Here is a 17,164-nt window from a genome sequence, read left to right as displayed (position 1 = left end):
ATGGCGATCCGGTTCCAATGGTGTCGCTCCCTGGGCGCCGAGGACTTTCCCATAACGGCCTATGACCAGCTGCGAACCCAGGTGCCCGACGCTACGCCCTTCAACACCCTGGCCTGGTTGCAAGCGGCGGAGTTCGCCCTGCTGCCGGAGCAGCAGTTACAGGTTTTGCTGGGCTGGGAAGACCAGGCGCTGTGCCTGTGCCTGCCCCTGGTATCGGGGCGTGAGCGTATCGGCGGGCTGCGGTTCCGGGTGTTGCATCACTTGGGTTATCCATTGGCCGACCGCATCGCCTTGATGATGCGCCTGGACGCCGAAGGCATGGGACAGGCGCTGATGCAGATCCGTCAGCACTTGCCCCACGCGCTGCTGCAATTGAACGAGGTGATCGAGCCGGTCGGTGAGCAAAGCGTCCTCAGTGCCTGGATGACACTGAGTTCCACCGGAGAACGACGCCTGAGTTGCCGGGTGCCGGTGCATTTGATCAGCGACAGCGACCATCAGGAAATCTCTGGCGACCCACGCTACAAATTGCGCCGCGCACGCAAGCGAATTGCCGCCTGTGGCGCCGAGATCCGCCGGGTGAAACCGGATGCCATCAGCATGGGGCAGTTGTTGCGCAACCTAGCCGAGGTCGAGGCGGCCAGTTGGAAAGGCGAGGAAGGCGTCGGCATCTTCGCCGACCCCAGGCGCCGGCAATGGATGAACCACGCCTTCACCGCCCTCGCCGCCCAAGGCCTGGTGCGGGTGGTGATGCTGGAGCTGAACGGCGAATGCATCAGCTATCGCCTCGGTTTACTGGATCAGGGACGGCTGTATGACTACAACCTGGCGTTCCTGCCGCAGCATGCCGACCTAGGCAGCGGCCGGGTATTGCTCGAAGAGTGGATTCGCTGGGGGCTGGACGAGAACTGGCACTGGATCGATGCCTCGCGCGTCAGCCTGGAGAACTCCAGCCATCAGCTACACGAACGCATGACTGGCCAACTGGAACACTGGCGCTGGAGTTTTTACTCCTGGCAGCCCGGTGGCTTGCTGCTGGGGTTTGCCTTGCGGCTATGGAAAAGCTTGAAGCCATGGTTCGGCAAACGCCGGAGCAAACCGACCGCGACGACGGCATCGTCCCCTCCAAAGAACCAGGAGAAGACGGATGCCGCGCCAAGTGATCGTCAACGCTGACGACTTCGGCCTCAGCCTCAGCGAAAACGCGCTGATCCTGCGGGCCTTCGAGACCGGAGTGATCAGTTCTACCACGGCCATGGCCAACATGCCGGGTTTCGGTCAGGCGTGTGAAATGGCCCGGCAACCGTTGCTCAACGGCCACGTTGGCTTGCATTTCAACCTCAGCTACGGCCTGCCGCTGGGCCAGGCGATCACCTCACGAGCGGTTTTTTGCGACGCCAGTGGCCAGTTCGACCTGAATCTGTCGCGTTATTGCCTGCGCCTGGGCTCAAAGGATCTGGCGGCAGTGGAAGATGAACTGCAAGCGCAATGGCAACACTGCCTGGACCACGGCCTGCGACCCAGCCATCTCGATTCCCATCAACATGTGCACAACATCTGGCCCATCGGCGAACTGGTGGCCCGCTTCGCCGCCAGGCAAGGCGTGCCCATACGCCTGGCGCGCAACCTGGGGGCAAACTTGAACCTGCCCAAACGCATCTTCAAGACCCTGCTCAACCGGCGCATGCGCAGCCTGTGCGGCGCGACAGCGGACTACGTCTGCACCCCAGCCGACCTGGACCACGCCGCGCCACCGGCATATGGCTCGCTTGAGGTCATCGTGCATCCGATGCAATTGGACGGGGATTTTGGCGATGCCAGCTTGAGGCCAGGCGAGTCGTTGACCCAAGTACTGCACAAGCGCCTGGCGGGCGTGCCCAAGGTCGCATACGGCCGGAACGCACGGGTGTTGACGGTGGTTGAGTACGGGGATGTGCACTGACAGGAACGCGGTGTTTACCTGTGGCGAGGGCGTTTGCTACCTCGCCACGGTCGTCCGAAATCCCTGCGCCGATTCCGGAGAATCTGCTACAAGGCATCTTCTGTTTCGAGTTGCGAATTGCGTCGATGCCTTTACCTTTATTCTCTCGCCTTCGGCGGCGCTGGCTGGCCTTCCTTGTCATGAGCGCAATGGTGGTCGGACTGCCGGTGGGCTGTGCAGTGCTGCAACATAAGGAACGCGAGCTGGTCTTTCGCATCGAGCCGGGGACGGCGAGCTGGTTCAGTGGGCTTCCCAGCGGCGTGCAGGAATTCGATCTCAAGCCCAAGAGTTTCAAGGCCGGGGAAAATATCCACGGCTGGTGGTGGCCGGCCGAACGCAAGAACGCACCGACGATCCTGTACTTGCACGGTGTGCGTTGGAATTTGACCGGCCAGTTGTTTCGTATCCAGCAACTGAGGGCGCTGGGTTATTCGGTGCTGGCTATCGATTATCGTGGCTTTGGCAAAAGCCATGGGGATCTGCCATCGGAAGCCAGCGTCTATGAGGATGCACGCATCGCTTGGGAACGCCTCAAGGTACTGCAACCGGACCCGGCCCTGCGGCTGATCTACGGTCACTCTCTGGGCGGTGCCGTCGCGGTGGACCTCGCAGCGCAGTTGGGCCAGGAGGCCGCGAAGAATGGCGCTGCCCAGGTCCGAGGCCTGATCATCGAATCCACGTTCACCTCCTTGGGCGATGTCGCCACCGCAATGGCAAATACGTCCCTGCCGGTGCGCTGGTTGTTGTCGCAGAAATTCGACTCCATCGACAAAATCGGCGAGATCAACATGCCGCTGCTGGTGGTCCATGGTTCTGCCGATCGTTACGTCCCGCCGCGCTTCAGCGAGCAACTGTTCAACGCCGCCCGGGAGCCCAAGCGCCTGCTGCTGGTGCCGGGGGCGACGCATAACAACAGCATGAGCCTGGCGGGCAAAAACTACGGGCAGGCATTGAATGCCCTGATGAAAAGCCCACCATCGCCCGTGGCCGGAAACGCCTTGGCCAGCCCGGCCAAAGCGGGTTGATCACTCGCCCTTCAGATCACCACAATCCCCAGTGGGAGCCGAGCTTGCTCGCGATAGCGGTGCAAGCGCACGCAAAAAAAACGGCACCTTTCGGTGCCGTTCGTTTTCACGCTTGGGGCTTTACTTGCGTGCTGCCTCCCACGATTTCAACAGCTCGGTGTAGCTCACTGTTTCACCTTTAGGCTTCTCGTTCGCCAGTTTCGGCTTCGGTGCGCCCGGTTGGTCGAACCAGTATTGCGCGTCGCGCTCGGGGTTCATTTTCGGGGCGCAGGTGGCTTGGGCCTTGGAGCGTTCCAGGCGCGTCATGATCGCATCCTGGTCCTTGGCCAAGCCATCGAGGGCCTGCTGCGGGGTCTTCTCGCCACTGGCGGCTTCGGCGATGTGGCTCCACCACAGCTGAGCCAGGCGCGGGTAGTCCGGCACGTTGGTCCCGGTCGGGGTCCATTGCACGCGGGCCGGGCTGCGGTAGAACTCCACCAGGCCACCGAGTTTCGGCGCCAGGTCGGTCAACGCCTGGGAGTTGATGTCCGACTCACGAATCGGCGTCAAGCCAACGATGGTTTTCTTCAGCGACACGGTCTTGGACGTCACGAACTGCGCATAGAGCCAGGCCGCGAGCTTCTGCTTCTCCGGCGTGGACTTCATGAACGTCCAGGAACCCACGTCCTGATACCCCAGCTTCATGCCCTCTTCCCAATACGGGCCGCGTGGCGAAGGTGCCATGCGCCATTTCGGCGTGCCATCGGCGTTCACCACCGGCAGGCCCGGCTTGGTCATGTCGGCGGTGAAAGCGGTGTACCAGAAAATCTGCTGGGCGATGTTGCCTTGGGACGGCACCGGGCCGGACTCGGAGAAGGTCATGCCCGCAGCTTCCGGCGGTGCGTATTTCTTCATCCAATCCACATACTTGGTGGTCGCGAACACAGCCGCGGGACCGTTGGTGTCGCCACCACGGGTCACGCTGGAACCGACCGGATGGCAATCCTCGACGCGAATGCCCCACTCGTCCACTGGCAAACCGTTGGGCAGGCCCTTGTCGCCGCCGCCGGCCATGGAGAACCAGGCATCGGTGAAGCGCCAACCCAGGGACGGGTCTTTCTTGCCGTAGTCCATGTGACCATAGACGCGCTTGCCGTCGATTTCCTTGACGTCTTCGGAGAAGAACTTGGCAATGTCCTCATAGGCCGACCAGTTCACCGGCACGCCCAGCTCGTAGCCGTATTTCTCCTTGAACTTGGCCTTCAGGTCCGCACGCTCGAACCAGTCAGCGCGGAACCAGTACAGGTTGGCGAATTGCTGGTCGGGCAGTTGATAGACCTTGCCGTCCGGCGCGGTGGTGAAGGAGATACCGATGAAGTCCTTGAGGTCCAGGGTCGGCGAGGTGAAGTCCTTGCCTTCATTGGCCATCAGGTCGGTGATCGATTCGGTCTTACCATAGCGAAAGTGCGTACCGATCAAGTCCGAGTCGTTGACCCAGCCATCATAGATATTCTTGTCCGACTGCATCTGGGTCTGCAGCTTCTCCACCACGTCGCCTTCCTGGAGCAGGTCGTGGGTCAGCTGGATCCCGGTGATTTCGCTGAAGGCCTTGGCCAACACCTTGGATTCATATTCGTGGGTGGCGATGGTTTCCGACACCACGTTGATTTTCATCCCACGAAATGGCTGGGCGGCCTTGATGAACCATTTGAGTTCTTCGAGCTGCTGCTCGGCTGTCAAGGTAGACGGTTTGAATTCACTGCCGATCCACTTTTTAGCGGCGTCTTCATAGGCGTCGGCCCAGGCCGCAGCACTCAGCCCGCTGAGTGCCAGCATGGCTGCCAATGAAACGCTATGTCGCAGCTTATTGTTTTTATCGAACATAGAGACCTCCTGTTTGGGTTTAAGAGCCTGATCGTCGAATTGTCGCGATTAGCCCCACCGCATCACTGCCAACAGCCACACCACAGACAACGCGAACGCTATCCAGATGCTCCAGTCGGTAACGCCAATCACCAGCAGATGCAGATAGGCGCTACCGAGAAGACCGATAAACAACCGATCGCCACGGGTGGTGGCAATCGGCAGGAAACCACGCCGAGGGATACTCGGCGAACGCAATTCCCACGTGGTCATGCCTGCCAGCAGCAAGGCGATGACCCCAAAGAACGCCGCCGTGGGGGCGGTCCAGTTCATCCATTCCATCATCGACTCCTCAGACCCGGCCCAGGGCAAAGCCCTTGGCCACGTGGTTGCGAACGAACCAGATCACCAGCATGCCCGGCAGGATGGTCAACACCCCCGCCGCCGCCAGCACGCCCCAGTCGATACCGGACGCCGACACCGTACGGGTCATGACCGCTGCGATCGGCTTGGCATTCACCGAGGTGAGCGTGCGCGCCAGCAGCAATTCGACCCAGGAAAACATGAAGCAGAAGAACGCCGTGACGCCGATGCCGGAGCCGATCAACGGAATGAAGATCTTGGCGAAGAACTTGGGGAAACTGTAGCCGTCAATGTAGGCGGTCTCGTCAATTTCTTTCGGCACCCCGGACATGAAGCCTTCGAGGATCCACACCGCCAATGGCACGTTGAACAAGCAGTGGGCCAGGGCCACGGCGATGTGGGTGTCGAACAACCCGATGGACGAATACAGCTGGAAGAACGGCAACAGGAACACCGCCGGTGGCGCCATGCGGTTGGTGAGCAGCCAGAAGAACAGGTGCTTGTCCCCCAGGAACCGATAGCGGGAAAACGCATAGGCGGCCGGCAACGCGACGCCCAGGGAGATCACCGTGTTCAGGCTCACGTAGTACAGCGAGTTCAAGTAACCGGTGTACCAGCTCGGGTCGGTGAAGATCACCTTGTAGTTGTGGAAGGTGAAATCCTGCGGCCACAGGGTCAGGCTGCCGAGGATCTCGGTGTTGCTCTTGAACGACATATTCAGCAGCCAGTAGATGGGCACCAGCAGGAACAGGATGTAGATCAGCAGGGGTATCAGCTTTCTCTTGCTCATCGTGCGGGCCTCAACGGTTGGCGTCGGAGTGCGTCATGGCGGTGTAGAACAGCCAGGACACCAACAGAATGATCAGGAAGTACACCAGGGAAAACGCCGCCGCCGGGCCCAGGTCGAATTGGCCGATGGCCATCTGCGTCAGGGTCTGGCTGAGGAACGTGGTGGCGTTGCCCGGCCCGCCGCCAGTGAGTACGAACGGCTCGGTGTAGATCATGAAACTGTCCATGAAACGCAGCATCACCGCGATCAGCAGCACGCTTTTCATCTTCGGCAACTGGATGTGACGGAACACTGCCCAGTTCGACGCCCGGTCGATCCGCGCGGCCTGGTAGTACACGTCGGGAATCGCCCGCAGCCCCGAATAGCACAGCAGCGCCACCAGCGAAGTCCAGTGCCAGACATCCATCACCAGCACGGTGACCCAGGCGTCCATGGTGTTGGCCGCATAGTTGTAGTTGATACCCAGGCCGTTGAGGGTCGAGCCCAGCAAACCGATGTCGGCGCGGCCGAAAATCTGCCAGATGGTGCCCACCACGTTCCACGGGATCAGCAGTGGGATCGCGAGGATGATCAACACCAGGGACGACCATTTGCCCTTGGTCGGCATGGTCAGGGCGATGGCGATGCCCAGGGGGATTTCAATCAGCAGCACGCACGCCGAGTAGATGAACTGGCGCAGCAGCGAATCGTGCAGCCGTGGATCGAGCAGCACCTGCTTGTACCAGTCGGCGCCGACGAAGTAGCGGCTGGACTGGTCGAAGATGTCCTGCACCGAATAGTTGACCACCGTCATCATCGGGATCACGGCACTGAAGGCCACCAGCAGGAACACCGGCAATACCAGCCACCACGCCTTGTTGTTCTGCACCTTGTTCATGGCTGCACCTCGCTCAACGGTTCCAGCAGGTATTCATCGGCATAGACCATCAGCCATTGGCCCGGAAAACTGATGTACGCCGTGCCTTCAGGCACGGGCTTGTCTTCGGCCAGCCGTACTTTCAGCGGTACGCCATCGAGGTTGAGGGTCAGGATCTTGTAGGTGCCCAGGTCTTCGACGTGGACCACGTCAGCCCGCATCGCGTCGTCGTAAGGGCCATCCCAGACATGCACGAACTCGGGGCGGATACCGACCTTCAGGCTTTTACCTTCGGCTTCGGCGACACGACGTTGCAAGGTTTCCGACAGCGGCAAGTGCGTCGAAGCGAAACCGACACCGCCAGGCTGCGCCGTGACCTCGATCAGGTTCATCCCCGGGCTGCCGATGAAGTAGCCGACAAAGGTGTGGCTCGGGCGCTCGAACAAATCCCGGGGCGTGCCGAACTGCACGATCTGGCCGCCGTACATCACCGCGATCTTGTCGGCGAACGTCGAGGCTTCCAACTGGTCGTGGGTGACGTAGACCATGGTGATGTTGAACTGCTCATGGATCTGCTTGAGCTTGCGCCGCAGTTTCCATTTCAGGTGCGGGTCGATCACGGTCAGTGGCTCGTCGAACAGGATCGCCGACACATCGTCGCGCACCAGCCCGCGGCCCATGGAGACTTTCTGCTTCTCATCGGCGGTGAGGTTGCGGGCCTTTTTGTCCAGCAGGCTCTGCAGGTCCAGGACCTCGGCGATTTCCTGGACCTTGGTGTGGATCCTGGCCTCGGCCATGCCCTGGTTACGCAGCGGGAACGCTAGGTTGTCGAACACGGTCATGGTGTCGTACACCACCGGGAACTGGAACACCTGGGCGATGTTGCGCCGCTCCGGGGTCAGGTCGTTGACGACTTTGCTGTCGAACATCACCTGCCCTTCGGAGGGGCTGAGCAGTCCGGAAATGATGTTGAGCAAGGTGGACTTGCCGCAGCCCGAAGGTCCGAGCAGCGCATAGGCGCCGCCCTGCTCCCAGATGTGGTTCATCTCGCGGATCGCGTAGTCCTCGGGGCCCGCCGGGGTGCTGGTGTAGCTGTGGGCGAGGTTCTGCAAACGAATTTCGGCCATCAGGCAACCCTCGCGATACGCTGCCCTGGGGCTTGGACCAGCTTGCCCTGGGCGTCGAAGACAAACAGTTTATGGGTCGGAATGTAGATGCGGATCGGCGCATCCACGTCGTATTCATGCACTCCTGGCAAGTGCAGCACCAGCAGGAAATGCTCGTTGCGCACGTGCAGGAAGGTCTCCGAGCCACTGATCTCGGCCACCTCGACGGTCACCGCCAGTTCGAGGTCGTCGTCGTTGCTCGGCACCAGGGAAATATGGCTGGGGCGCACGCCGAAACGGAACTCACCCTCGCCCACCGGGCGCAGGTCGACATTCAGCGGAAAGTGCACGAAATTGGCGAAGCTGACTTCGTTGCCGGCGATACGACCCGGCATGAGGTTGATCGGCGGTTCGGAAAACAACTCGGCGGCCAGCACGGTTTGCGGCTGGTGATACACAGAGGACGATTTGCCGCTCTGGATCACCCGGCCCTCATGCAGGATCGTGGTGGTGCCACCCAGGGCCAACGCCTCGTTGGGCTCGGTGGTGGCGTAGACAGCGATGGTATGGCGGGCCTGGAACAGCTCGCGCATTTCCTGGCGCAGCTCTTCACGCAGCTTGTAGTCCAGGTTCACTAGCGGCTCGTCGAACAGGATCAGTTCGGCGTCCTTGACCAAGGCCCGGGCCATGGCCGTGCGCTGCTGCTGGCCGCCGGACAATTCCAGCGGATGGCGCTGCAGGAATTTCTCGATGCGCAGCATCCTGGCGGTTTCCAGCACCTTGCTCTGGATCACCTCGTTGGACACACCGGCCTGGCGCAACGGCGAGGCGATGTTTTCGAAAACAGTCATGGTCGGGTAGTTGATGAACTGCTGGTAAACCATCGACACATTGCGCAGCCGCACCGGGCGGTGGGTGACGTCGACGCCGTTCATCAGGATGCGGCCGCTGTCGGGCTTGTCCAGACCGGCCATCAGGCGCATGAGACTGGTCTTGCCGGACAGCGTACGGCCCAACAGGACGTTGAAGGATCCGGGTTCGAAACTCAGATTGGCATCGTCGATCCAGGTCTGGCCTTCGACGGTGCGACAGATGTGCTCAAGCTTTAATGACATGGCTCGGCCTTTTTATTATTGGAGTCAAGCGACCCGAGTTAGAAAGCGAAAGCCGTGCCAGAAATGACAAGCCGCTGATCTGGCTTGTTTTTTTCAGAAAACTTGAGAAAGCCACGTTCGCAGATGAACACAAGTGAACAGCCACGACTGAACAACTGAACAACTCACGGGTTGACAATGAACAATTTTGAACAACACTGAAAGAACGTTTTCGGCTAGCCTGGCCATGCCCTTGTGGGAGCTTGCTCGCTCCCACAAGGGCTTGTGTATGAAGTGGTATTCAGGCCTGCCCCAGCACAAGGAGTCTGTGCGAGACTTGCCACAACAATAAAAACAGCTCCTGCGAGAGTGCCCCATGGCCGCACCTGCTCCAGCCTTGTCCCACGAGGCCATCATCCAGGCCTCCTGGTCCCGTTGCCGCGCCTTCGGCCTGAACCATCAAAGCGTGCCGGCCTTCGACCAGTTGCCCGCCCAAGGCATCGCCCAGTTGCTGGAGAGCCAGCATTCGCTGGTGCAGACCACCCACCAGGAAGTCTTGCCGTACTACGAAAACATCCTGAGCAACTCCAACTGCCTGATCATGCTGGCCGACAACCAGGGCCAAGTGCTGACCTCCTGGGGCACCCAGCGTTTCATCGAGCCGAAACTGGCCCATGGCTTCAGCGCCGGGGCGAGCTGGATGGAGCGCTGCACCGGCACCAACGCCATCGGCACCGCGCTGGCCTGCGAACAGGCGGTGCACATCGAACACGATGAACACTTCCTCAAGGCCAACCGCTTCATGACCGGCTCGGCCGCGCCGATCTTCGATGCCGAGCGCAAGGTCATCGCCGTGCTCGACGTCTCCAGCGACAGCTACCTGCCGCCCTCCCACACCCTGGGCATGGTCAAGATGATGAGCCAGACCGTGGAGAACCGGCTGATCCTCAACCTGTTTCGCGGTGAACACTTCCAACTGACCTTCAACACCGGCCTGAACAACCTCGACAGCCAATGGGCCGGACTGCTGATCTTCGATGAGAGCGGCCAGGTCCTGTCCGCCAACCGTCGGGCCGACAACCTGCTGGGCCTGAGCCTGTCACGGGTCAGTATCGAAAGCCTGTTCAAGGTCTCGCTGCTGGAACTGCTGAACCAGCCCGACGGCCTGCCGTTCGCCCTGCAAGCATCCGGTAGCAACCGTTTCCAGTGCTTGCTCCGGCGCCCAAGCCAGGTGTCGATCAAGGCTCGCGTGTTCACCGAAACAGCACCTGCGCCGGCCCCCGCCAGCAACGCTATCAGCCTCAACACCCTGCACTTCGGTGACAGCCGCGTGGAGAAAGCCGTGCGCCAGGCCGAGCGCTTGCTGGAGAAGGACATTCCGCTGCTGATCCACGGCGAGACCGGTGTCGGCAAGGAAGTCTTCGTCAAAGCGCTGCACCTGGCCAGTTCACGCTGCAAGCAGCCGTTCATTGCCGTCAACTGCGCAGCGATCCCCGCCGAGTTGGTGGAGTCGGAACTGTTCGGCTACGAAAAAGGCGCCTTCACCGGCGCCAACCAGAAAGGCAGCATCGGCCTGATCCGCAAGGCCGACCGGGGTACGTTGTTCCTCGACGAGATCGGCGACATGCCCCTGCCAACCCAGGCCCGGCTGCTGCGGGTCTTGCAGGAACGTTGCGTACAACCGGTGGGCAGCGCCGAGCTGTTCCCAGTGGACATCCGCATCATCTCCGCCACCAACCGCTCGCTGCGTGAACAGGTGCAACTGGGGCGGTTTCGCGAAGACTTGTACTACCGCATCGGCGGCCTGACGCTGGAGCTGCCACCGCTGCGCGAACGCAGCGACAAACAGGCCCTGTTCAAACGCCTCTGGGAACACCACCGCGAACCGACCCAATGGGCCGGCCTGAGCCGCGAGGTACTGGACCTGTTCGAACGCCATCCATGGCCGGGCAACCTGCGACAGGTCAGCAGCGTGCTGCAAGTGGCCCTGGCGATGGCCGAGGAACAGCCGATCCGCCCGGAACACCTGCCCGACGACTTCTTTGTCGACCTTGAAATGGAACCGGTGGAAACGCCTGAGCCGCTGACGGTGGACCTGAACGATGCCGAGGACCTGAACCGTCAGTTGCAGGCAGTGGGCGGGAACATTTCACACCTGGCGCGACGGCTGGGCGTCAGCCGCAATACCTTGTACAAACGGCTGCGGCAACTTGAAGCTGATACAAAACCTGTGGGAGTGGGTGGGCTTGCTCTTGTTGATTGAGTACATATCCATTGCTGCGGTAACGGCCACTTAGGGTTCCGCCCTGACGGCGGGTCACTTTCGAAAATCCGGAAGCCGGCCCAGGCGAAAGTAACCAAAGCGCTTTTGCCCCACCACTCGGCACCTCGCCTAGGCTCGGTGTGCCCTTACTCCGGCATTGCTCCGTGGGCCCGCCGCGAAGGGCCATCCATGGCCCAGCGCGGCTATCCCGGCATCCATGCCGGGATGCCCACTACGCAATACCTGCGTTCGGCCATCGTGGTTAACGGGGCGCCGAGATCAACGTCCACCGCGAGGCGGCCTGACAGCCGGCCTGGCTCTCCCAGTCATACTCCAATCCAGTTGTGGGAGCGAGCTTGCTCGCGAAGGCGTCGGCATAGCCAACATCATCGCTAGCTGACCCACCGCTTTCGCGAGCAAGCCCGCTCCCACAGGCGTTTTGCTTAACTGATTGGCATTACTCCGACTTAGTCGAACGCACCATTGAGCACTTCATAGATGATGCCAGTGGCAATCGCCACCAGGATCAGGTCCGTACCGACCTGTTGCCACTCATAACCGTCATAGTGCGGCAACCGCCCCAGCAGTCGCCCATCGAGCTTTTTGGCGATACCGGGTGGCAACGGCTTGCCTCGTGCAAGATTTTTCTGGATGCCTGGCGGCAACGCCGGGCCGGGGCTCCAGTAATCGCGATATCCGCCAATCACACCCAGGATGCCGCTGCGGTCGAGGCTCGGGCCGTTATGCCAATCGCCGCCGCCACCACCTTGGTTGCCTTTGCCGCCCTGGTTCCCCTTGTTACCGGGATTTCCTTGACCGCCCTTGTTGCCTTGCCCGCCTTTGCCTCCCTGGCCAGGACCTTGATCGAATTGAGCATTCCCCTTGCCGTTGCCCGGGTCCGCGACAACAATGCCTGGGCCAGCCGCCAGGGCGAAACAAGTCACTGCAGCAATCAACGAGCGCGATTTGAACATGGCAGTTCTCTCAAAAAAGGGATGTCCCCTGTAAAGATATAGAGACTAACGGTGATATTAGTTCCATATCACACTGCGCGCCGCTTGCCTGGACCGGATGCACCTGAACACAGCAATCAAGGAGTTTCATGCGCAAGGATTACCTGGCTTTTTTCGTCTCGATGTTCCTCTCCCGGTTGGCCGACCAGATTCTGCTGTTCATCGTCCCGCTGATTGTTTTCCAGACCACCAACAGCGTCTCCTGGGCAGGCCTGGCGTTCTTCGTCGAGTCCCTGCCACGCTACCTGTCGTTCCCGATCTGCGGCGCGCTGTGCGACAAGTTCTCGCCGATTCGCATCCTGCACATCAGCCAGGTCTATCGCGCCGTCGCCTGCGGGGTGGCGGTCGTGCTCCATGGCGTCTTCGGCGGGATCTATTGGATCGTCGCGCTCTCGGCCCTGTGCGGCGTGCTGACCACCCAGGGCATCATGGCCCGCGAAGTGGTGATGCCGTACATCTTCAAGCACTACACCTACACCAAGACCCTGTCCTACTCGCAAATAGCCGACCAGACCGGCTTGGTGCTGGGCCCGCTGATCGCTGCGCTGCTGCTTGAGGTGTGGGCCTGGCACTGGGTGGTACTAGCGATTGCCGGGCTGTTCCTGCTGGCAGACCTGGCGATGCTGTATTGGCAGCGCATCAGTTCGGTCACCCTGGAAACCTTCGAGCAGCATCATGACCTCTGGCTGAACCCGCTGCGCATTGCCTTCGGCCACATCCGCAACCTGGCAGAACTGAAAAAAATCATCAGCCTGGCAGTGGGCGTCAACCTGATCATCGGCGTCACCCTCGCCACCTCGGCGGCCATGGTCATCGGCCATTACGGCGCCGGCAAGGATGACTACGCAGGCCTACAGGCAGCCGGTGCCGTGACCACCATCCTCATTCTGTTCCTCCTCGCCCGGCTGACCCTGCCCTTGAAACTGCTGGGCGCCCTCTCCTACACGCTGATTGCCGTCGGCGCCTTCATCACTGCGCTCAGCCCGAACACAGGGGGCTACGTCGTCGGTTTCTTGCTGATTGTCGGTTTCGACAAAATGTTCAACGTCTACTTCCGCACCCTCCGCCAGCAAGTCATTCCGCCCCAGGACTTCGGCAAGACCGTCGGCGTCATCACGCTGCTCAACAACCTGTCGCAACCACTCGCAGGCCTACTGGTCGCGGTGCTGGCCGCGCCTATTGGAACGCAGCAGGTGATTCTGCTGCTGGCGGTTGCCACCAGCCTGATCGGAGCCGGGGTGGTTGTGGTGCACAGGTATTCGACACACCGGTCAAGCATCTACAGCGCCGAGACCGACTGACCCTGCCGGGGAGCGGTTTGTATTATCAGTGACTTATTGTTGAGGCATGGTTGCAACGTTGCCGCCGTCAATGCACGTCTGCCCCCGCCATTCGTCACCTGTCCAGTGGCGGAGCCAACAGGCGGCCACGTCTGGCTCAGGGCTTGCACTGACTTGTCTCAGCAGCCAAGAACGACGTAATTCTGACGCGGCGGCAAATTAATCAATGCTTGGTCAGCAAACGGAGATGTACCGTGTCAACTCTCAACGAAATCGCAGCGAATCACGCGAGAATGGCAAAGTTAAAGGAAGAAGAGTCGATGCGGCTGAGTGCGCTTCAGGGGCAGGTGGTGGGGAGTTTTGAAATTCCGCCCATCGAGGCGCCACAGGAGATGTCGCTGCACTTTATGACGGGTGTACAGGATCACTCGTTTGGGGAAGCGGCGGCGCTGAGTTTTTGACCTGGGTGTTGATGGGGTTTCGTCGCTCGCTTGTTCGCGGGCGACTCGACCATTCAGAACTGCCTGGCTAAAGCCGCTGCAAGTATGCCGGCCGCAATTGCCGGCAACGGTTTTTTCAGTATCAGCATGACGATCGCCGTAGTCAGCAAAGCCAGGCGTGCGCCGTTATCACCTTTAACCGCCAGCGGAGCCAACACCGCCACCAACACCGAACCGGACATGGCCGTGATGAATTGTTGCACCCGATAGTTGATCGGCACGAACGACATCACGAAAACACCGCCCCACCGAGTCGCCAATGTCACCGCGGCCATTATCAATATGACAATCAGGGTGCCGTAACCCGCCGTTTCAATGCTCATTGTGTTTTCTCCATCCACAGCGCACCCAGAATGCCCCCCGCCAAAGCGCCGACCACGACATGACTGTTCGCCGGCAAGTACCAGTAAGCCAACAGCGATGAGCAGGCCGCCACGGTCCAGATAATGAACATGCGCAGGTTTTTCTTCCCGCCCACGACCATCGCCAACAAGAAACAGCCCATCACCATATCGAGTCCGAAACTGACCGGGTTCTCAATGGCGCTGCCGAAATGAAGTCCCAGCCAACTGCCCAGGATCCACGCGACCCAGAGCGCAATGCCGCCGCCGAATAAAAGCCCGAGCCCCGGCTTGCCACGACTGAGCGCCTGCATCGCCATGGCCCAGTTGGCGTCAGAAACAACCAGCATGACACCGTAGCGTTTGGCAACGGGCAGCTCCCGCAGCCACGGGTAAAGCGTCGCGCCCATCAACAAGTGCCGGGCGTTGATAGCGAAGACGGTGATCATCAGGGGAACGACCGGCACTTGCTGCCCCCACAGATCCAGTGCGGCAAATTGAGAAGCGCCGGCAAAAACCAGCGTGCTCATGAGTACGGCTGACGTATCACTCAAGCCCGTTTGCGCAGCCGCCAGGCCGAAAGCAACGCCGAACACGACGACGAAAAGAGAGATTGGGATCAGCTGTTTGAAACCGTCATAGATGTGATTCAACGTCAGCGCGTGCAACTGGGGTTCAACATTCGACAAAACAGGGCCTCATCTGGATATCTGCGGTGCAAAAACCGAGAGTATGGGGCTGAATCTGCTTGCCGAACACTTTTTGGCGGGGCTATGGGCAACTCAACCCACCGAGATCAGGTCATAGGACAGCTTGCTGATCAGAATCACCAGCAGCACCAGGAACAACGCGCGGACAAAGGGCACTCCCTTGCGCACCGCCAGCCAGGTGCCGGTCAGCGCGCCGAGGATATTGAACAGCGCCATCGGCAGCGCTACCAAGTAGAGCACGTTGCCGCTCGGGATAAAGAACAGCAGCGCCGCGACATTGGTGGCGATATTCACCAGCTTGGCCGACGCCGAGGCGTGCAGGAAGTCGAAGGCGAAGCAGCGAATGAACAGGAAGATCAGGAAGCTGCCGGTGCCCGGTCCGAACAACCCGTCGTAGAAACCGATGGCGCCACCGACCAGTACCGCCAGCAGCTTCTCCTTGGTGCCGATGCGCATGGGCTTGTGCAGGCTGCCGAAGTCCTTTTTCCAGAAGGTGTAGATCGCCATCAGCACGATTAGCACCAATACCGCCGGGCGCATCACGGCCTGCGGCACGAGCGATACCGTCGCCGCGCCAGCGAAGGCCATGACAAAGGCCGCGCCGGCGGCAGGAACCACCAGGCTCCAGTCGATCACCACCTTGCGCACGAACGAGCGCGCAGCAAAGGCTGTGCCGCAGGCCGCCGCGACCTTGTTGGTGCCGAGCAGGGCGGCGGGCTGGGCGCCGGGCAGCACATTGAACAGTGCCGGGATCTGGATCAGGCCGCCGCCGCCGACGGCCGCATCGATCAGGCCGGCGGCGAAGGCGAAGACACATAGCAGGACGATATCGAACATTGGATCAGGCTCTGGCGATAAAGGGGTGGGTGGCCGAAAACGGGAGCAGGCGCTTGCGGTCGTTGACGCCGAAGACCCGCAGCATCCAGCGGTCCAGGCCGTCGTAGCGCGGCGCGAAGCCATCGCGTGCGTGCAGGGTCTGCTGGTTCTTGAAGATCAGCATGTCGCCGGGCTGCAGCAGTACCGAGCGGACCACGTCGGGGTGATTGGCGGCGGCGGCGAACAGTTGCAGGGCCAGTCGCGAGTGCTCGCAGTGAGCGCTGATGCTGGCCATGTTGTAGCGACAGTGCAGGCCCCCGCTGCTGGGCCGGTAGAGCAGCGGGACTTGTTCCAGGACCGTGTCCTGGCGGGCGAACGAGTCCGGCCGGCGGACTGAAAAGCTCGGGCGCAGCAGTTCCTGCTCGACGAAGTCCGGCAGCATGTTGAGCACGTCGGCAATCGCGACAATCCGCGTCGGCACCGTCAGCTCGCAGCGCAAGCCGGTCAGGCTCAGGTACTCGGGGCAGGCAGACAACTGCTGCACGGCCTCGCAACTGAGCGGCAGGTGTGGATTGTCGACATGCATGCCCAGGTCCAGGCGCGAGCCGTAAGAACTCCTCTCGGTTTCCCGCTGCTGCTTGGGCGAGACATGGCGAAATATGCTGTCCTCGCTCTCGCCCTGGTAGCCCACCGGGCAGGTGCCGAGCACGGCGAGTACCGCGAGGATCGCCCCGGCGACCACCGGCAGTTCAGCAATATCCGGGTTGCCACCGTAGGGCGTCGCCGGCAACTGCGCGTCGACCGGCAGGCCACGGATCACCAGCGCCACCTCGTCGCAGTGCTGGAAATCACGCAGCAAGCGGGATTTTTCCGGAGCCAGCAGTTGTTCCAGGCAGCGTCCGAGGGCGGGCATCTGCCGCAGGCCGCTGGCGCTGTCGCCGATCGCGAAATGCCTGAGTTCGTTGTGGAGTTTTCTTTTTTCTTCGTAGGAAAGCTGTAATTCGACCAAAGGCTTTTCTGTCGAGAGGGGGGCTTTTGGCACCAGCCATTCGTGGGTCGCTTCGCCCGCAAGGGCGGTTGCTTTTCTGAGCGTTTCATCCAGCGTTGACATATCCATCGCTCCTGTCTACCTACGTCCTTGTGCTGAGAACGGGAAGGCTAACGGAAGGGGCTTTTTTGTGTTG

The 17,164-nt window shown here is 60.9% G+C and carries 17 protein-coding genes; 6 read left to right on the top strand and 11 right to left on the bottom strand.

The genetic code is table 11. From position 1 onward, the window contains the following. The 3 genes from BLU76_RS10180 to BLU76_RS10170 all read left to right on the top strand — a co-directional run bounded on the left by BLU76_RS10180 (position 1) and on the right by BLU76_RS10170 (position 3,006). On the top strand, positions 1-1,176 hold the full coding sequence (locus tag BLU76_RS10180) for a GNAT family N-acetyltransferase (protein ID WP_092144319.1): 1,176 nt from the start codon (positions 1-3) through the stop codon (positions 1,174-1,176). After that, positions 1,148-1,942 (top strand): ChbG/HpnK family deacetylase, encoded by a 795-nt coding sequence (locus BLU76_RS10175; RefSeq protein ID WP_092222604.1) that lies wholly within the window; start codon positions 1,148-1,150, stop codon positions 1,940-1,942. The genes BLU76_RS10180 and BLU76_RS10175 overlap by 29 nt, the downstream gene beginning before the upstream one ends. Before the next feature lie 125 nt (positions 1,943-2,067). Further along, positions 2,068-3,006 (top strand): alpha/beta hydrolase, encoded by a 939-nt coding sequence (locus BLU76_RS10170; protein WP_063320349.1) that lies wholly within the window; start codon positions 2,068-2,070, stop codon positions 3,004-3,006. A 120-nt stretch (positions 3,007-3,126) separates the two neighbouring features. On the opposite strand, the gene BLU76_RS10165 is transcribed toward BLU76_RS10170, so the two are convergent. The 6 genes from BLU76_RS10165 to BLU76_RS10140 are packed head-to-tail and all read right to left on the bottom strand — an operon-like array spanning position 3,127 to position 9,078. Beyond that, entirely contained in the window at positions 3,127-4,869 is a 1,743-nt protein-coding gene (locus BLU76_RS10165) for an ABC transporter substrate-binding protein (RefSeq protein ID WP_063320348.1), read from the bottom strand. A gap of 48 nt (positions 4,870-4,917) precedes the next feature. Beyond that, complete coding sequence (locus tag BLU76_RS10160; protein ID WP_063320347.1) at positions 4,918-5,190, bottom strand: DUF2160 domain-containing protein; 273 nt, start codon at positions 5,188-5,190, stop codon at positions 4,918-4,920. Between the two features lie 10 nt (positions 5,191-5,200). After that, on the bottom strand, positions 5,201-6,001 hold the full coding sequence (locus tag BLU76_RS10155; protein WP_063320346.1) for a carbohydrate ABC transporter permease: 801 nt from the start codon (positions 5,999-6,001) through the stop codon (positions 5,201-5,203). A 10-nt stretch (positions 6,002-6,011) separates the two neighbouring features. Beyond that, entirely contained in the window at positions 6,012-6,878 is an 867-nt protein-coding gene (locus BLU76_RS10150) for a carbohydrate ABC transporter permease (protein WP_030142069.1), read from the bottom strand. Then, on the bottom strand, positions 6,875-7,984 hold the full coding sequence (locus BLU76_RS10145; protein ID WP_092222602.1) for an ABC transporter ATP-binding protein: 1,110 nt from the start codon (positions 7,982-7,984) through the stop codon (positions 6,875-6,877). The genes BLU76_RS10150 and BLU76_RS10145 overlap by 4 nt, the downstream gene beginning before the upstream one ends. After that, a complete protein-coding gene (locus BLU76_RS10140; RefSeq protein WP_063320344.1) occupies positions 7,984-9,078 on the bottom strand; it encodes an ABC transporter ATP-binding protein in 1,095 nt (364 codons plus the stop codon). Before BLU76_RS10140 ends, BLU76_RS10145 begins: the two co-directional genes overlap by 1 nt. A 355-nt stretch (positions 9,079-9,433) precedes the next feature. Between BLU76_RS10140 and BLU76_RS10135 the strand changes: the two genes are divergently transcribed. Next, positions 9,434-11,320 carry a sigma-54-dependent Fis family transcriptional regulator gene (locus tag BLU76_RS10135; protein WP_092222600.1) on the top strand — a complete coding sequence of 629 codons (1,887 nt, stop codon included), beginning with the start codon at positions 9,434-9,436 and terminating at the stop codon, positions 11,318-11,320. Between the two features lie 467 nt (positions 11,321-11,787). Here the strand turns inward: BLU76_RS10135 and BLU76_RS10130 are convergent, their stop codons facing one another. Then, positions 11,788-12,294: an anti-virulence regulator CigR family protein gene (locus BLU76_RS10130; RefSeq protein WP_092222598.1), complete on the bottom strand. Its 507-nt coding sequence runs from the start codon at positions 12,292-12,294 to the stop codon at positions 11,788-11,790. Positions 12,295-12,422: 128 nt separating this feature from the next. Between BLU76_RS10130 and BLU76_RS10125 the strand changes: the two genes are divergently transcribed. Next, positions 12,423-13,634 (top strand): MFS transporter, encoded by a 1,212-nt coding sequence (locus tag BLU76_RS10125; protein ID WP_063320342.1) that lies wholly within the window; start codon positions 12,423-12,425, stop codon positions 13,632-13,634. 233 nt (positions 13,635-13,867) lie between these two features. Beyond that, positions 13,868-14,074 (top strand): hypothetical protein, encoded by a 207-nt coding sequence (locus tag BLU76_RS10120; protein WP_027912993.1) that lies wholly within the window; start codon positions 13,868-13,870, stop codon positions 14,072-14,074. A gap of 53 nt (positions 14,075-14,127) precedes the next feature. Here BLU76_RS10120 and BLU76_RS10115 read toward each other — a convergent pair whose 3' ends face one another. The 4 genes from BLU76_RS10115 to BLU76_RS10100 form a co-directional block, all read right to left on the bottom strand. Further along, entirely contained in the window at positions 14,128-14,436 is a 309-nt protein-coding gene (locus tag BLU76_RS10115; protein WP_063320341.1) for an AzlD family protein, read from the bottom strand. Continuing rightward, entirely contained in the window at positions 14,433-15,143 is a 711-nt protein-coding gene (locus tag BLU76_RS10110) for an AzlC family ABC transporter permease (RefSeq protein ID WP_063320340.1), read from the bottom strand. The genes BLU76_RS10115 and BLU76_RS10110 overlap by 4 nt, the downstream gene beginning before the upstream one ends. A 93-nt stretch (positions 15,144-15,236) precedes the next feature. Beyond that, positions 15,237-16,001 (bottom strand): sulfite exporter TauE/SafE family protein, encoded by a 765-nt coding sequence (locus BLU76_RS10105; protein WP_072339857.1) that lies wholly within the window; start codon positions 15,999-16,001, stop codon positions 15,237-15,239. A gap of 4 nt (positions 16,002-16,005) precedes the next feature. Continuing rightward, a complete protein-coding gene (locus tag BLU76_RS10100) occupies positions 16,006-17,091 on the bottom strand; it encodes a TauD/TfdA family dioxygenase (protein ID WP_092149325.1) in 1,086 nt (361 codons plus the stop codon). Positions 17,092-17,164 lie beyond the last annotated feature (73 nt).

It is taken from the genome of Pseudomonas sp. NFACC08-1, from assembly GCF_900106735.1.
In the GTDB taxonomy this organism is placed as follows: domain Bacteria; phylum Pseudomonadota; class Gammaproteobacteria; order Pseudomonadales; family Pseudomonadaceae; genus Aquipseudomonas; species Aquipseudomonas fluorescens_Q.
The sequence above is the reverse complement of the archived record's forward strand: the minus strand, read 5'-3'. Positions and strand labels throughout refer to the sequence as shown.

Bases quoted from the DNA above. Each gene is read 5' to 3' on its own strand.
- BLU76_RS10130 (WP_092222598.1), bottom strand. From the start codon at position 12,294: ATGTTCAAATCGCGCTCGTTGATTGCTGCAGTGACTTGTTTCGCCCTG.
- BLU76_RS10115 (WP_063320341.1), bottom strand. From the start codon at position 14,436: ATGAGCATTGAAACGGCGGGTTACGGCACCCTGATTGTCATATTGATA.
- BLU76_RS10165 (WP_063320348.1), bottom strand. From the start codon at position 4,869: ATGTTCGATAAAAACAATAAGCTGCGACATAGCGTTTCATTGGCAGCC.
- BLU76_RS10170 (WP_063320349.1), top strand. From the start codon at position 2,068: ATGCCTTTACCTTTATTCTCTCGCCTTCGGCGGCGCTGGCTGGCCTTC.
- BLU76_RS10160 (WP_063320347.1), bottom strand. From the start codon at position 5,190: ATGGAATGGATGAACTGGACCGCCCCCACGGCGGCGTTCTTTGGGGTC.
- BLU76_RS10140 (WP_063320344.1), bottom strand. From the start codon at position 9,078: ATGTCATTAAAGCTTGAGCACATCTGTCGCACCGTCGAAGGCCAGACC.
- BLU76_RS10180 (WP_092144319.1), top strand. From the start codon at position 1: ATGGCGATCCGGTTCCAATGGTGTCGCTCCCTGGGCGCCGAGGACTTT.
- BLU76_RS10105 (WP_072339857.1), bottom strand. From the start codon at position 16,001: ATGTTCGATATCGTCCTGCTATGTGTCTTCGCCTTCGCCGCCGGCCTG.
- BLU76_RS10100 (WP_092149325.1), bottom strand. From the start codon at position 17,091: ATGTCAACGCTGGATGAAACGCTCAGAAAAGCAACCGCCCTTGCGGGC.
- BLU76_RS10145 (WP_092222602.1), bottom strand. From the start codon at position 7,984: ATGGCCGAAATTCGTTTGCAGAACCTCGCCCACAGCTACACCAGCACC.
- BLU76_RS10125 (WP_063320342.1), top strand. From the start codon at position 12,423: ATGCGCAAGGATTACCTGGCTTTTTTCGTCTCGATGTTCCTCTCCCGG.
- BLU76_RS10135 (WP_092222600.1), top strand. From the start codon at position 9,434: ATGGCCGCACCTGCTCCAGCCTTGTCCCACGAGGCCATCATCCAGGCC.
- BLU76_RS10150 (WP_030142069.1), bottom strand. From the start codon at position 6,878: ATGAACAAGGTGCAGAACAACAAGGCGTGGTGGCTGGTATTGCCGGTG.
- BLU76_RS10175 (WP_092222604.1), top strand. From the start codon at position 1,148: ATGCCGCGCCAAGTGATCGTCAACGCTGACGACTTCGGCCTCAGCCTC.
- BLU76_RS10155 (WP_063320346.1), bottom strand. From the start codon at position 6,001: ATGAGCAAGAGAAAGCTGATACCCCTGCTGATCTACATCCTGTTCCTG.